This is a genomic window from Caproicibacterium sp. NSD3, assembly GCF_053613275.1.
This window is the reverse complement of record NZ_CM132119.1, coordinates 1,488,531-1,505,049: the sequence shown is the minus strand read 5'-3', so window position 1 is coordinate 1,505,049 and position 16,519 is coordinate 1,488,531. Positions and strand designations below refer to the sequence as shown.

Here is a 16,519-nt window from a genome sequence, read left to right as displayed (position 1 = left end):
CTATTTTTAAAGAGACATATGTCTACGATCACAATTATTTCAGCGATTGTTTATATGGCATGGCGTCTGCTTCGAACGATTCCTTATGAGTATGGGACTTTTTCAACCGTTTTTGGGTTGATCTTATTTATTGTTGAGTTTTTGGGAATTCTGGAGATGATTGTTCATTTCCGGCAGCTTTCTCATGAAAAATTGCCCAAACCGGTCAAGGCTGATCCGAAAGACTATCCGGATGTGGATATCCTGATTTCCACTTATAATGAACCGACAGAACTATTGTATAAGACGATTAACGGATGTCTGAATATGGATTATCCGGATAAATCAAAAGTACATATTTATCTATGTGATGATGGACATCGGGACGAGATGGGTATTTTGGCAAAAGAAATGGGTGTTACGCATTTGGTGCGAGATACGCATGAATTTGCAAAAGCCGGAAATCTAAACTACGCGCTGAGTGTAACGCACTCGCCCTACATTGTTACGTTTGATGCGGATATGATTCCAAAACACGATTTTCTGACAGCATGTATTCCCTATTTTTTAGGGGAGGAAGAGATCGGATTTTTACAGACGCCGCAGAGCTTCTACAATCCGGATCTGTTTCAGTATAATCTGTATTCAGAAAGCCGTGTCCCAAACGAACAGGATTATTTTTACCGGGATGTTCAGGTAATGAGAAATGCCAGCAACACGGTGATTTTTGGAGGAACCAATACCATTCTTTCTCGCAAAGCGCTGGAGGATGCCGGTGGATTTTATACCGGGGTTATCACAGAGGATTTTGCAACCGGTATGATGATTGAGAGTAAAGGATATCAGTGCTATGCGGTCAGCGATTCCCATGCGTGCGGAATGGCTCCGGAGGATTTGAAGAGCCTTGTTAAACAGCGCCAGCGCTGGGCTCGTGGGTGTATTCAAACCGGACGAAAAGTAAATCTTTTTGGGTTAAAAGGGCTCTCTTTTAAACAAAAAATCAGTTATTTGACTTCTATTACTTATTGGTATAGCCCCATTAAGAGAATGATTTATATCCTGTCTCCAATTTTGTATGCTGTGTTTGACCTGATCGTTGTTAAATGTACCTTAGGAGAAGTTTTGATTTTTTGGCTGCCTATGTATTTGCTGAACCATTATACGCTTAATTGTTTATCCGGAAATATTCGGAATACCCGTATTACCAATATTTATGAGACTGCTTTGTTACCGGCTCTCTTTTTACCGGTTCTGAAGGAATCTCTTGGAATTTCTCAGAAAAAATTTGAGGTGACGGAAAAGGACAGTAAAGAAAAACTGAAATCCAGCGATTTTGGGTATTCCTTTAAAACGTCGATCACTTTGCTTGTCCTTTTGGTCTTAGATGGGATTGGATTGGTGAGATGCCTTCATTTCCTTTTGACTTTAGCAATTCCGTCATACCTTTTGATTCTGTTTTGGCTTTCAGTGAATTTCTATTATTTGCTGATGTCTGTTTTCTTTATTTATGGAAGACGGAAACATCGTGAATTTGAACGATTCCGGGCAAATATTGGCTGTTTGGTGGTATATGATAACAAGCTGCTTCGAACCCATACTTACGATATTTCAGAGAACGGAATTTCTCTTCTTTTCGATTTCCCTGAATACATTCCGCCGGAGGAAGAAATAACGATTCGGCTTGCCACTGATCGAAACGAAACAGAGTGGAGCGGGAAAGTAGCCAATGTTATGCAGATTGGTTCAAAATGGAAATATGGAATTTCTATGCAAAAAATCACGGAACCAAACAAAAGACAAATGATGCAAATTGTTTATGATCGTGATCCAACGCTCCCAAGAACGATGGAGAACGGCCTAAGTACAATGGATGATCTTGCTTTAAATATTGAATACCGCAAAAAGTCGAAGAAGGATTTTACAAGCAAAAAACTTCCTTTTGTGGAACTTGATCATACGGTTACCACGAAAGATGGAAAGAAACTGGTGCTGGCGACTTTTGATTATGAGTCGTTGGTCCTTTGGAATCCCTCTAAAGAGGCGGCTTTACAGAAGCTTTCTTTTTCTGAAGAAGGGGTCGTTTTTGAGTGCAGCTTGCAGGAGGAAATTTCGAAACATGAAGCCTCTTATCGGGTGGATAATCTTGCAGAGCTAATGGGCAGCACCATTTTTCGAACACTTTTAAATACATGGGTTACAGATTGTCGTCAAGATAGAGCCCAGGAGAAAAATTACAGAAAACAAATTGACACTACACTAAATTGTTATGAAGTTTTTGATGAACTGCAGTACTTAAACTAAAAATTTTCAAGGTGGATTATGGGGCGTTTTGTGAAGCAGAATGGATTTATAAAAACAAAATATAGAAAAAGTCTGTTTTGGGTGATTGGACTTTCAGTTTGCTTGTTGCTGCCATTTCTTACGATCCCCGTGTCAGCCGCTTCAAAGGATAGCAATGCAGTGCAGCTTGTACCGGAGCAGATAAAGTCTTGGAATGACGGTGCAGATGTTACGGTCGATACAACAGGAGAGGAAGAGTCAACAAAGACTACGGTTACAGCAGACAGCACAGGGCTTAGAAAGGGATACTATTCGTCTTATCTTTATGATGATACGAAGCGAAATGTTTCTGCATATGACGGGATTCGATTTCATGTAGAAAATAACGAAGATACTTCATTAAAAATGAATCTTACCCTTACTGTCAGCAAGACTGTTAGCGTGTCTTTGCTTGATCAGTCTTTTGCAATTTTGCAGCCAGATGATAAGACTGAGATAGCGAGTATTCTTTACCCGGAGAATGGGACATTGATGGTCCCTGGGAATTTTAGCGGGACGCTGTATGCTCCTTTTTCACAGTTGCTTACCGATGATGGCCGGCGGATTTCGCTTACGCAGATCCAATCGTGGGGTGTTACAGGGGTTGAATCTGAGGATCAGACTATTTCTTATACGATTGGGAAAATCGAGCTTTTAAAGAATAGCGAGGCTGCAATAAGAGGGCAGTATTATTTTATTACGCCTTCCGGAGATACGCAGATAACAGTGCCGCATACGGGCAGCATTATAAAAAACTACCAGGCATCTGTAACTGATTTGGATATGAAACAACAGGACCAGACCCCGGAATTTTTTTTGTCCGGCACAAATACAGGAATCACCCTCACAAAAGAAGGCCGATTAGAAATCAGCAGTGACTGTACTGCATCTGAAGTTACAATTTATGTGAAAACAGAGCAAAGCTTAAATGCTGGGAAACTGCAAGTTCAACTGGTTCGCGAGAATTCACAGGATTCCGGAGTTCTCGTTCCAGATCCATCGGAAGTCGGAACCATTTTATCTCCCCTTTATCGATGGCTTGGCCAGTCTTTCACCTGGATTCAGGGAGGAACTTTAACCGTCTTCCTTTTAGTGGCAGCGCTGATTGCACATTGGTTTGAAATTTCTAATCGCAATTATTATTCAATAAAAGAAGAATATGAAAGAAACTTTCATCAGAATAAAAAGGAGGGAAAGTTGTGAGTTTTTCGAGCTTATCCTTTTTATTTTATTTTCTTCCGGCATCATTGCTGTTATATTATTTGTTTTCCTTTTCTGTCACGTTCAAAAATATTATTTTGTTGATCTGCAGCTTGGCGTTTTATGCCTTTGGGGAACCCAAAAATATTGGGATTTTAATTCTTTCCATTTTGGTCAATTATGGTTTTGGACTTTTGATTGGCTATACCAAGAATCCTAAGGGACGTAAGATCTTTTTCTTAACTTTGTCTATTGCTTTTAATTTGGGATTGCTTTTTGTTTTTAAATATCTTTCGTCTGCCATTAAGACGGTCAATTATTTTATGACTTCACCGATTGATGTGGGACAGTTTACCTTTGCGTTGCCGATTGGAATTTCATTTTTTACCTTTCAGGCGATTTCTTATGGAATTGATGTTTACAGAGGGAGTGTTGGGGTTCAAAAAAATCTGCTGAATTTTGCCCTGTATCTTTCTTTTTTCCCGAAGTTAACGCAGGGACCAATTACAAAATATACGGATTTTGAGCCTCAAATTTATGGGCGCAAAGAAACCGTACAGAAGTTTTCCTCCGGGGTTTGCTTCTTTTTAGTTGGGCTTGGGAAAAAGGTTCTTTTAGCCAATAATATGGCAATCGTGGCAGATCGAATTTTTTCTCTGCAACAGATGGGAGAATTGTCGGTTGGACTGGCATGGATGGGTGCGATTGCATATACCTTCCAAATTTATTTTGATTTTTCTGGGTATTCCGATATGGCGATTGGAATTGGGCTGATGTTCGGTTTTCAGTTGCCGCGAAACTTTTGGTATCCTTACATTTCCAAATCCATCAGCGAGTTTTGGCGAAGATGGCATATCACATTGGGCGCATGGTTCCGCGAGTATCTTTATATCCCGCTTGGAGGATCACGGATGCGCAACCAGGATAAGGTGATCCGAAATCTTGCAGTGGTGTGGATCGCTACAGGAATCTGGCATGGCGCGAACTGGACTTTTTTGGCGTGGGGAGTTCTCAACTTTATCTGTATTGCATGGGAGAGAGTTTTTCATTTTGAAAAGATGAATGTTCCAAATGCTGTTCGCCATCTTTATGCGCTCTTAGTCATTGTATTGGGATGGGTGTTGTTCCGCTCGGATTCCCTGCCGAAAGCAATGGATTATATTCAGAGCATGTTTAACTTTGTTCAAAATGGATTTTGGAATGATTATGCTTCAATGTTCCTAAAAGAATTTTGGGTATTTTTTGTTCTTTGTACGGTCTTTTCTATGCCGGTTGTTGGAATTGTCAATCAGTTTTTGGCCAAGGGAGTTCTTACCGAACGCCGTATTTCAAAAGAACCTCCCTATGACGAAAAATCCGTCTATATGGAGGTCCCCTTTCATCGGGTTATGGAAGTTCTGTACCCGATTGGAATGATTTTATTGTTTGTTGTATGTGTATCTTATCTGGTAAAAGGCAGTTATAATCCTTTTATTTATTTTCAATTTTGAAAGGAGCAAGGTTAAATGAAACATTTTTTTACGAAAAAAACAGTGACAGCGGCCTTGTTCGTTACACTCCTTTTTGTAATGGCTCTTTTAAACATTCAGACAGTATTTCCTTCTTTGCAAAAAGATGTCAGTGACTACCATGCATCAAGCAATTCTGAAAAACCGGAGACTTTTTCAGATTTAGTCACCAATCTTAACAATACCGCTAGTACAGAAGTATTTGGAAAGTATGGCTTTATTGAAACTTATGGTTATTTACAAAAGCTGATGGATAAAAAGGAAACAAATAATTTTGAAGTCGTAAAAGCAGAAGATGGATCCCTGCACTACACCTATTTTACGACAGGCCCCAACGATGTTCAGACACTTTCAGAGCGAATGGAACGATTAAAAAAGGATGCTGAGTCGGTAGGCAGCCATGTAATGTATGTGATGACGCCTGATAAATATATTAAAGGGGTCACCAAATTTGAAAAAGGAATTCCCTACAATTACGCGAACGAAACTGCAGATTTGTTCTTGGATGAAATGCGGAACAATCAGATTGATACATTGGATTTTCGGGAAGTTATGAAAGAGAATGGGACTTATACGCAAGACAGCTTTTATCAGACGGACCACCACTGGAAGGTTCAAACTGCCTTTAATGCGTTTAAAAGTTTTGCAGATGTTGTAGACGAGAAGTATGATTTTCAGTTCCCTAATAAAGCCTATTATACAGACATCAATAATTACAATCAGATTATTTATAAAAATTCATATCTGGGGTCAATGGGACGCAAAGAAGGAATTTTATATTCCGGAGCGGAAGATTTTGATTTTATTTATCCCAAATTTGATACCAATTATTTCTTTTATGCACAGGGAAGTAATGAGGCGATCACAGCCAACGGACGTTTTGAACAATCGGTCTGCTTTACCTCTATGCTTTCGGGTGGAGATATTTATGACGCAGAGTGCGATAAATATTTTACTTATATGGATGGAAATCCGGGTTTTGTTGAAATTACCAATTTCGATCATCCAGATGGCAAAAAGGTCCTTTTTATTAAGGATTCTCTAATGGTGCCGGTGGCATCGTTCTTTTCGCTGGGCTGTTCTAAAGTCTATATGATAGACCCACGCTACTATGGCGGAAATATTCAGGATGTCATTGATCAGTATCATTTCGATGATGTTTTTGTCAGCTTTTCTCCGCAGAACTTAACAACGGATTTCTTTACGTTCTATTCGGATGATGGCATACAAGCTGCCCATTAAGAACCATTTCCAACCAATGCGTTCAGCATATTGGTGTTCCAAGTGGAAGTGCTAAGGTCATAAATACCAAATCCAGAGGCAAGTTCCCAATATCCATAGCTAATTCCTGATTTTTCGCATTCCTGAACGACTGCGCTAGTCCAAGCTACTCTTGTTTGTGCAGGTGCTTTACGGCTGATTCCAAACTCTCCCAGAAAGAGAGGAACATTGTGTGCATCGGCCCATTTTTTGGCGGTTTCCAGCCGCATTTTCAGGTAAGCAGTTTCTTCACTTGTCCCGGTCCATGTGATCCCATGAAGGTTTTCAAATCCTGTGTGATAAGGGTTCCCTTGAAACGTGACATTATTAGGTTCATAGTAATGGACAGTTGCGATTAAACGATCATCTTTTGGCAGCTCCAGCGCCGAAAGAGAATCAATAGAATTGTAGTTCGCACCGCCGACGATTAAGTAATGTTTGGTATCATTTTTTCGAATTGTCTGAACGATTCTTTGCAAATAGCTGTTCCAGGTTGCACTGTCCAAATTTTCTTGAGGCTCATTGAGCAGCTCAAAAACAAGCGTGTTTGGATAATCTTTATATCGCCGTGAGAGCTGATCCCAAATAGCGGTTAAGCAATTAATGTTATCATTAGGTTTGTCCATGATTTCCATAAAGTGATGCAAATCCAGAACCAGGGTTAGGTTTTGGCTGAGTGCTTCATTGATATAAGAATCAATCTTTTTTAAGAAAGATTCATCCAGAAGATAATCCGGGCGACTTTTATCTGCGTAGTCGGAAAAACGCACCGGGAGCCGTACACATTGAAATCCTGCCTTTTTTATCAGAGAAAAGTAAGATGGGTCCATGGGAACATCCCAGCTGACCCCTTTTGGAGCTTCTAGACAATTCCCAATATTAATACATTTTGTTAGGACAGGAGGCTCTGCTTTTTCAGTAGTTTGTGTGGAACATCCAGCGAGAAGAAAGAAGCAGAAGACAGAAGCAAACAAAAATAGTGAGAGCCGTTTCATGGCATGCCCTCCTTATAATTTTATACATTTACCAATTATTATATCCGGAAAATTCCAAAGAAACAATCTTTTAAAGGAGAAATTTGTTTTATGCGTGAAGAAATCGTTGCAGAGAATTTAGATTTGGAGAAAATGTCAGAAGACACAGAAAAGACGCAGGAATTGCAGCCCTTAAAACAAGTTTCGATACGGGAACAAATGAAGCTACCGGAAGGGTTTTACCAAGTGACTCCAGATTGCCGTATTGTCAGTATTTCGCAGCCAAATACAGTGCCGAAAAAGTCGGCTGAAAATTTGCATTTGGAATCCAATCAAACGAATCAAGCAAAACGCCGGACAGAAAAAAAGGAATACCGAATTCCCTTTCAAAATGATTTGGCTCCTGCCCCTCTGCAAGAGAAGTTTCCGATCGAAACAAGCTCCAAAGAAAGCGCTTTAAACAAGAGAAATACTCCGAACAAGGAAGCTGCTTTAAACAAGAAAAGTGTCCTAAATTTGAAACTAAAGAAAGAGCCACAGCAACAAGATGTTTTAGCGAAGAGTCCCGTTGTAGTTCCGAATCAGTCTGAAGAGATGACAAAAGAGCTGAACCGTTTGCGGGAAGAGCTGGCAAAAAAAACACAAGAAAACCAAAAATTAAAAATAGAACTTGAGTTTAGCCAAAGACTTTTGCTTCAGCTTTATGGAAAAAATCCGGAGAACCATTAAAGAGAGGAGCAGAACAAAAGGATGAGGTTAATTAGCAGTCTGTAAGCTGGATTGATCAATATTGTAGATCGTTTTTAGGGTAGGGGGATCTATCCAGGCAGAAAATTAACGAGGAAACAATCCTAAGCGCATCTAAAGGAAGAAGATTGATTAGTGGTCTTTGTTTATTAGGACAAGGCAAAATAATAGGGCTTGCTGTCCGTTTTTTACAGATAGCAAGCCCTATTAGCACCTAAAAAATAAAAAGTCAAGAGAAATCATTGGATTTCCTTGACAATTCTTTTAACTTGTTATAAAATAATATACTGCATCATCATAGATAAGTGTGCCTATTCGATTACTTATTTATATTATCATGTTCTTTGTAAAAAGGCAAGAGTAATTCGTTGGATTGCAAAGAGTGGTGCAAGAGATTTAAAATAAGACGCTTTCGTTTCAAATGCCAGAAAGTGGCAAATACATGAATGGAGTGATTCTGCCAATGGTGAATGTCAAACCGGTTAAGGTGGGAAAAAATGTCCGGATGAGTTTTTCCAAGATTGACGAAGTCTTGGAAATGCCCAACCTGATCGAAATCCAGAAAAATTCTTATCAGTGGTTTCTGGATGAAGGTCTCAAGGAAGTCTTTAAAGATGTTTCGGGCATTACTGACTACACGGGAAATCTGGTTTTGGATTTTATCGACTATCATCTGGATACCGATAAGCCAAACTACTCCGTGGAAGAGTGTAAAGAGCGCGATGCCACTTATGCGGCGCCTTTACATGTGACCGCCAGGCTGCTCAATAAAGAGAGCGGAGAAATCAAGGAATCCGACGTCTTTATGGGCGATTTCCCGCTGATGACAGAGGGCGGTACTTTTGTAATCAATGGTGCTGAACGTGTAATCGTTTCTCAGTTGGTTCGTTCTCCGGGCGTCTACTATAAGATGGAGTACGATAAGACCGGCAAAGAGCTTTTTAGTTCTACGGTAATCCCAAATCGTGGCGCATGGTTGGAATATGAAAATGACGCGAATGATGTTTTTTATGTGCGGATCGATAAAAACCGTAAAATGCCGGTAACAATTCTTATCCGAGCGCTGGGCCTCGGAACCGATCAAGAAATTTATGATTATTTCGGTGACGATGATCGGATGCATGCCACAATCGAGAAGGACCCCTGTAAGAATACAGAAGAAGCTCTTTTTGAGATTTATAAAAAGCTTCGTCCAAGTGAGCCGCCGACCATTGAGAGCGCACAGGCTCATTTGAATGGCCTGTTCTTTGATGATCGTCGATATGATCTTTCCCGTGTAGGCCGTTATAAATACAATAAAAAATTAAATCTTGCCGGCCGTACCGTTGGCCAGACTTTGAGCCAGCCCGTGGTGAATCCTTCTACAGGAGAGTTGATGGCTGAAGCAGGCACTGTTGTCAGCATGAAGCTTGCCCATGAGATGGATGATGCAGGGGTTTCCTGTGTCTGCGTGGCAGTCAATGAGAAAGAAGTCAAAGTCCTCTCTAATGGGATGGTCGATATCCGGAAATTTGTTGATTTTGATGCGAAAGAGGAATGCGGCGTAAATGAACGTGTTCGCTTTACAATTCTCAATGAGATTCTGGAATCCGGTGCAACCGGAGATGAACTCAAAGATGCAATTCGCAGCCGAATTGATGAATTGATTCCAAAGCATATCATTATTGATGATATTTTTGCAACGATTAATTATATGAACTGCTTGGCAATTGGACTCGGTACCACAGATGATATTGATCATTTGGGCAACCGCCGAATCCGTTCCGTCGGTGAATTACTGCAAAATCAGTTCCGAATCGGTTTTTCCCGCTTGGAGAGAGTGATTCGTGAACGTATGACCCTGCAAGCACAGGAACTCGAAGTCTTGACTCCGCATTCACTGATCAATATTCGCCCGGTAACTTCCGCAATCAAGGAGTTTTTTGGATCTTCTCCGTTGTCTCAGTTTATGGATCAGACAAACCCGCTGGCAGAACTGACGCATAAACGTCGTCTTTCTGCTTTGGGACCTGGAGGTCTATCCCGTGACCGTGCAGGATTCGAAGTCCGTGATGTTCACTATACGCATTATGGCCGTATGTGTCCAATTGAGACGCCTGAAGGCCCGAATATCGGTCTGATTTCTTATCTGGCAACTTTTGCCCGGATTAATGAATATGGTTTTATCGAAGCTCCTTTCCGGGAAGTCGATAAAAAGACTGGCGTTGTTACAAGGGATGTTGTCTATATGACAGCTGATGTGGAAGATGATTTCATCGTCGCACAGGCAAATGAACCGCTGGATAAAGATGGACATTTTCTGCATGCAAAGGTCAATGGCCGTTACCGCGATCAGTTCGTGGAAGTGGAAGCCGAAAAAGCCGATTATATGGATGTTTCTCCGCGGATGGTTGTCTCTGTAGCAACAGCGATGATTCCATTCTTGGAAAATGATGACGCCAACCGTGCATTGATGGGTTCCAACATGCAGCGGCAGGCAGTACCGCTTCTTACAACGGAGTCTCCAATCGTGGGGACCGGCATGGAATATAAAGCCGGTGTTGATAGTGGCGTCTGTGTGCTGGCAAAGCATGCCGGTGTTGTCAAGAGTGTCAGTGCAGATAGAGTAGAAGTCATCACCGATGACGGAAAGCTCGATTCTTATCATATTATTAAATTTATGCGTTCCAATCAGGGAACCTGTATCAATCAGGTTCCGGTTGTCAATGCAAATGATCGGGTCCAAAAGGGCGATGTCCTGGCTGATGGACCGGCTACTAAAGACGGCGAAATTTCGCTTGGTAAAAATGCTCTGATCGGTTTTATGACATGGGAAGGTTACAACTACGAAGATGCTGTATTGATCAGTGAAAAAGTAGTTCGCGAAGACGTTTACACTTCCATTCATATTGAGGAGCATGAGACCGAAGCTCGTGATACAAAGCTTGGGCCGGAAGAAATCACTCGTGATATTCCAAACGTCAATGAGGATCTTTTAAAAGATCTCGATGAAGATGGAATTATCCGTGTAGGTGCCGAGGTGCGTGCGGGCGATATCCTGGTCGGTAAAGTAACGCCAAAGGGTGAAACTGAGCTGACCGCAGAAGAGCGCTTGCTGCGTGCAATCTTTGGCGAGAAGGCAAGAGAAGTCAGAGATACTTCTCTGCGTGTACCGCATGGTGAATACGGAATTGTTGTAGATGTAAAAGTCTTTACTCGTGAAAACAGCCATGACGAACTAAGCCCCGGAGTCAATAAAGTTGTTCGCTGCTATATTGCGCAGAAACGTAAGATCAGCGTAGGCGATAAGATGGCGGGCCGTCATGGTAATAAAGGTGTTGTTTCTAGAATCTTACCGGTAGAAGATATGCCGTATCTGCCGGATGGCACACCACTGGATATCGTTTTGAACCCTCTGGGCGTTCCTTCCCGTATGAATATCGGACAGGTCTTGGAGGTTCATTTAGGAATGGCGGCAAAGGCCCTTGGATGGAAGATCATGACGCCGGTTTTTGACGGCGCACATGAAGATGATATCCGCGAGTGCTTCCGCGAAGCAGGAATGAGCGAAGACGGCAAGATCATGCTTCGTGATGGCCGTACCGGAGAACATTTTGATAATCCAGTCACTGTCGGAATCATGTATTACCTTAAGCTGCATCATCTGGTCGATGATAAGATTCATGCACGTTCCACCGGACCATATTCACTGGTTACGCAGCAGCCTTTGGGCGGCAAAGCACAGTTTGGCGGCCAGCGTTTCGGCGAGATGGAAGTTTGGGCATTGGAAGCATATGGTGCTGCTTATACCCTGCAGGAAATCTTGACTGTAAAATCCGATGATGTGGTCGGCCGTGTTAAGACTTATGAAGCAATCGTAAAGGGTCAGAACATCCCGAAACCGGGTATTCCGGAATCCTTTAAGGTGCTGATTAAAGAGCTGCAGAGCCTCGGCCTTGATGTCAAGCTGCTTGACCATAATCAGGAAGAAGTCGATCTCAAGAGCTTTGAGGACGACGAGGATGATGTCAGCTTCTCTGCTGCGGAAAAGAGTTTTGATGAACCGAATGTTGCCGATGACCTGGATGGTTACTCGGTGGACGACGCAGAAGATGTCTTGTTTGACGGCAATTCGGACGAAAACGAAGGCAGCGATGACTTTGAAAAGGACGATGACTTCGAAGACGACACAGTGGATGACGACGAACTTGACGGTAATGCCGACAAGACGGACGACAATGTTGTCAAAACGGACGACAATGCCGACAAGACGGACGACAAATAATGAAGGGGGTAACCGTAGCGTATGGAATGTGAATTTGAATCAATTAAAATTGGTCTGGCTTCTCCCGAAAAAATTCGTGAATGGTCGCATGGTGAAGTCAAAAAACCTGAAACGATCAACTATCGTACTTTAAAGCCGGAACGCGACGGCCTGTTCTGCGAGCGTATTTTTGGGCCGCAGAAGGACTGGGAATGCCATTGCGGAAAATATAAACGTATCCGTTATAAGGGCAAGATTTGTGACCGCTGTGGTGTTGAAGTTACCAGAGCAAAGGTTCGCCGTGAACGTATGGGTCATATTGAATTGGCGGCTCCTGTGTCACATATTTGGTATTTTAAAGGAATTCCTTCCCGCATGGGTTTGGTTCTGGATATTTCTCCCCGTATGTTGGAGAAAGTGCTTTATTTTGCAATGTATATCGTAACAGATCCGGGCAATGTCCGTGAGCTGCAGAAAAAACAACTCCTGACAGAAAAAGAATACCGGGATCTGCGCGAAAAATATGAAGATGATTTTGACGCCGGTATGGGCGCTGAAGCGATCAAGAAGCTTTTGGAAGAAGTCGACTTGGAGGCAACCTCTCAGGAGCTAAAAGATGAGCTTGCAAATGCTTCCGGTCAAAAGCATATTCGGATTCTCAAACGTTTGGAAGTCATTGAGGCATTTCGCCTTTCCGGTAATCGACCCGAATGGATGATCTTGGACGCGGTTCCGGTTATCCCGCCGGATATTCGCCCGATGGTTCAGCTGGACGGTGGACGGTTTGCAACCTCTGACCTGAATGATCTGTATCGCCGTGTCATTAACCGAAATAATCGCTTAAAGCGTTTGTTGGAACTTTCTGCACCGGATATTATTGTACGCAACGAAAAGCGTATGTTACAGGAAGCGGTCGATGCCCTGATCGATAATGGCCGCCGTGGTCGTCCGGTCACAGGTCCGAATAATCGCCCCTTGAAATCCCTCTCAGATATGCTGAAAGGCAAACAGGGACGTTTTCGCCAGAACTTGCTTGGTAAACGTGTTGACTATTCCGGCCGTTCCGTTATCGTGGTTGGCCCTGAACTGAAAATGTATCAGTGCGGTCTGCCGAAGGAAATGGCATTGGAACTCTTTAAACCTTTTGTGATGAAGCGCTTGGTGGAAACCGGTGCTGCCGGAAATATTAAAGCTGCCCGTAAAGCAGTAGAACGTGCAAAGCCGGAAGTTTGGGATGCATTGGAGATTGTCATTAAGAATCATCCGGTCCTTTTGAACCGTGCACCTACGTTGCACCGTTTAGGCATTCAGGCGTTTGAACCGGTGCTGGTAGAAGGCCGTGCGATGAAACTTCATCCGCTGGCATGTACAGCTTACAACGCCGATTTCGATGGTGACCAGATGGCAGTCCATCTTCCGCTTTCCAGTGAGGCACAGGCAGAGGCGCGTTTCCTGATGCTGGCAGCCGGCAACCTTTTGAAGCCCTCTGATGGACGTCCGGTTACCGTGCCAACGCAGGATATGGTGTTGGGCTCCTATTGGCTGACCTTAGACCGTGATGGCGAAAAGGGCGAAGGCAAAATCTTCAAAGATATCGATGAAGCAATTATGGCTTATGACAATAAAGTTATCGATCTTCATGCGCAGATTAAAGTTCGCCGCTCTGTTGTTTATCATGAAGAGACCATTACCGGATTGGTGGATACAACGGTCGGTAAGATTATCTTTAACCGTCCGATTCCGCAGGACCTGGGCTTTATTGATCGTACAAAGCGTGAGAATGCTTTAAAATTTGAAATTGATTTTCTGGTTGGCAAAAAACAGCTCGGAAATATTATTGAGCGCTGCATTAGAATCCATGGAACCGCTGATACCAGTGAGGTCTTGGATGCCATTAAATCGCAGGGATATAAATATTCGGCGTTGTCTGGAATTACGGTTGCTGTTTGTGATGCAACAATTCCTCCGCAGAAGAAAGAGATTATTGCCGGCGCGGAAGAAAAGATCGATCTTGTTTCTGATCAGTACAAAGAAGGTATGCTCTCGAACGATGAACGCCATGCGGCTGTTCTGAGAATCTGGAGTCAGGCGACCGAAGATGTTTCGAATGCTTTGCAGAAAAACTTGGATCGCTACAATCCAATCTTTATGATGGCAGATTCCGGCGCGCGTGGTTCTATGAGTCAGATTCGTCAGCTCGCCGGCATGCGTGGACTGATTGCGAATACTTCCGGTGAAACAATTGAAATTCCAATTCGTGCGAACTACCGTGAAGGTTTGAATATCTTGGAATACTTCATTTCTTCCCGTGGCGCTCGAAAAGGTTTGGCCGATACCGCTCTGCGTACCGCTGACTCTGGTTACCTTACCCGTCGTTTGGTCGATGTTTCGCAGGATGTAATTATCTACGAAGATGACTGCGGTGCAAAGGATGGCCTTGAAATTTATGACATTAAAGAGGGCAAAGAAGTCATTGAGCCTCTGAGTGAGCGCCTCTTGGGACGCTATCTGGTAGAAGATTTTGTAGATGAAAAGACCGGAGAAGTCCTGGTTTCCAAAGATAAGATGATGACTGTAGACGATGCAGAACTGATTGTATCCCATGGCGTTAAGAGAATCAAGATCCGTTCTGTTTTGGGTTGCTGCGCAAAGCATGGTGCTTGTAAGAAGTGCTATGGTATGAACCTGGCGACAGGATCTGAAGTGACAGTCGGCGAAGCAGTTGGTATTGTTGCGGCACAGTCTATCGGCGAACCTGGCACACAGTTGACCATGCGTACCTTCCATACCGGCGGTGTTGCCAGTGCAGAAGATATTACACAGGGTCTTCCGCGTGTTGAGGAACTGTTCGAAGGACGTCGGCCAAAGCATTTGGCAATTATTGCTGAAATTGGCGGCAAGATTACATTCGAAGATATTAAGAAGAACCGTCATGTTGTGGTCACAAATGATAAGGGAGAATCCCGTAGCTATCTGATTCCGTTTGGTTCCAGAATTATCGTCAACGAGGGAGACGAAATTACTGCCGGCACACGCCTGACAGAAGGTTCCGTCAATCCGCATGATGTTTTGGCAATTAGCGGTACGCAGGCGGTGCAGGATTATCTGATCGAAGAAGTTCAGCGCGTTTACCGGATGCAGGGCGTTGATATCAACGATAAGCATATTGAGGTAATCGTTCGCCAGATGATGAAGAAGGTTCGCATCGAAGAAGCCGGAGACACCACTCTGTTGCCCGGATCCGTCGTGGAGAAGAGCAAATTTAGAGCTGCCAACGCTGAGGTCCGTGATCGGATTGCATCCGGAGAAGAGGAGCTTAAAGAAGCTACTTGCAGTCCGGTGCTGCTCGGTATCACAAAGGCCTCCCTTGCTACGGAATCCTTCCTCTCGGCTGCTTCTTTCCAGGAGACTACGCGAGTTTTGACCGATGCTGCAATCAAGGGTAAGGTTGATCACCTGACAGGCCTTAAGGAGAATGTCATCATCGGTAAACTGATTCCTGCCGGTACTGGTATGAAGTGCTATCGAGATGTTCAGGTTCAACATGAAGATCAGAGCTTGACAAGCCATGCAATTTAGCTGTATAATATTTACTCGTGGTGATTTTTAGTATTTTTTAGAATAAAATTGGATTATTTTACAAATAATTAGCAAAAGAAAATGCTTTTTTCATCACCGGCACTGATTTTTATCCCACCTTAGGAAAGTTTTCCGGGTGGGTTTCAGTGTGTTTAGATGCTGTTATCCGGTTTCTCCGGTTAGCATATAATTATTTTTTTTGAGAGGAGGTGTATTATGCCTACTTTTAACCAACTGGTTCATACCGGACGTGCGGTCGTTGAAAAAAAGGCCAAAGCGCCGGCTCTGCTGAAGGGATGGAACTCTAAGAAGCGCATTGCGATCGATCAGAATTCTCCCCAAAAACGTGGTGTCTGCACTGCTGTGAAGACCTCTACCCCGAAAAAGCCGAACTCTGCACTTCGTAAAATTGCTCGTGTTCGTCTTTCTAACGGCTTGGAAGTGACCGCTTATATCCCAGGTGTCGGTCATAACCTGCAGGAGCACAGCGTTGTCATGATCCGTGGCGGTCGTGTTAAGGATCTGCCTGGTGTACGTTATCATATCATCCGTGGTACTTTGGATGCTCAGGGTGTAGAAAAACGTATGCAGGCTCGTTCTAAATACGGTGCGAAACGCCCGAAGGCCGGAGCTGCTAAGAAGAAATAATTCTTGCAGAAGTCTGTGCTTTCAAAACGACAAGAACCTTAGGCTGCAAAGTGCTCTCTTTT

The 16,519-nt window shown here is 43.2% G+C and carries 9 protein-coding genes; 8 read left to right on the top strand and 1 reads right to left on the bottom strand.

Going from position 1 to position 16,519, the window contains the following annotated elements; all coding sequences use genetic code 11:
- The first annotated feature begins 18 nt into the window (after positions 1 to 18).
- From ACVS9P_RS07345 to ACVS9P_RS07330, 4 genes are read left to right on the top strand one after another with little or no spacing between them, the layout of a single operon-like run.
- Complete coding sequence (locus ACVS9P_RS07345; RefSeq protein WP_452102933.1) at positions 19 to 2,280, top strand: glycosyltransferase; 2,262 nt, start codon at positions 19 to 21, stop codon at positions 2,278 to 2,280.
- Positions 2,281 to 2,310: 30 nt separating this feature from the next.
- Entirely contained in the window at positions 2,311 to 3,501 is a 1,191-nt protein-coding gene (locus tag ACVS9P_RS07340; protein ID WP_452102932.1) for a hypothetical protein, read from the top strand.
- On the top strand, positions 3,498 to 4,988 hold the full coding sequence (locus tag ACVS9P_RS07335; RefSeq protein ID WP_452102931.1) for an MBOAT family O-acyltransferase: 1,491 nt from the start codon (positions 3,498 to 3,500) through the stop codon (positions 4,986 to 4,988). The genes ACVS9P_RS07340 and ACVS9P_RS07335 overlap by 4 nt, the downstream gene beginning before the upstream one ends.
- A gap of 15 nt (positions 4,989 to 5,003) precedes the next feature.
- Positions 5,004 to 6,248, top strand: coding sequence for an alginate O-acetyltransferase AlgX-related protein (locus tag ACVS9P_RS07330; RefSeq protein WP_452102930.1), 1,245 nt, complete (start codon positions 5,004 to 5,006; stop codon positions 6,246 to 6,248).
- Here the strand turns inward: ACVS9P_RS07330 and ACVS9P_RS07325 are convergent.
- Positions 6,245 to 7,261 (bottom strand): glycoside hydrolase family 5 protein, encoded by a 1,017-nt coding sequence (locus tag ACVS9P_RS07325; RefSeq protein WP_452102929.1) that lies wholly within the window; start codon positions 7,259 to 7,261, stop codon positions 6,245 to 6,247. The genes ACVS9P_RS07330 and ACVS9P_RS07325 overlap by 4 nt on opposite strands.
- Positions 7,262 to 7,351: 90 nt before the next feature.
- Between ACVS9P_RS07325 and ACVS9P_RS07320 the strand changes: the two genes are divergently transcribed.
- The 4 genes from ACVS9P_RS07320 (at position 7,352) to rpsL (ending at position 16,457) form a co-directional block, all read left to right on the top strand.
- Positions 7,352 to 7,969 carry a hypothetical protein gene (locus ACVS9P_RS07320; RefSeq protein WP_452102928.1) on the top strand — a complete coding sequence of 206 codons (618 nt, stop codon included), beginning with the start codon at positions 7,352 to 7,354 and terminating at the stop codon, positions 7,967 to 7,969.
- Between the two features lie 481 nt (positions 7,970 to 8,450).
- Positions 8,451 to 12,251: a DNA-directed RNA polymerase subunit beta gene (rpoB, locus tag ACVS9P_RS07315; protein ID WP_452104683.1), complete on the top strand. Its 3,801-nt coding sequence runs from the start codon at positions 8,451 to 8,453 to the stop codon at positions 12,249 to 12,251.
- Positions 12,252 to 12,272: 21 nt separating this feature from the next.
- Positions 12,273 to 15,809, top strand: coding sequence for a DNA-directed RNA polymerase subunit beta' (gene rpoC / locus ACVS9P_RS07310; protein ID WP_452102927.1), 3,537 nt, complete (start codon positions 12,273 to 12,275; stop codon positions 15,807 to 15,809).
- A gap of 216 nt (positions 15,810 to 16,025) precedes the next feature.
- The gene (rpsL, locus tag ACVS9P_RS07305; protein ID WP_452102926.1) at positions 16,026 to 16,457 is read left to right on the top strand and encodes a 30S ribosomal protein S12; all 432 of its coding nucleotides are present in this window, start codon (positions 16,026 to 16,028) and stop codon (positions 16,455 to 16,457) included.
- Positions 16,458 to 16,519 lie beyond the last annotated feature (62 nt).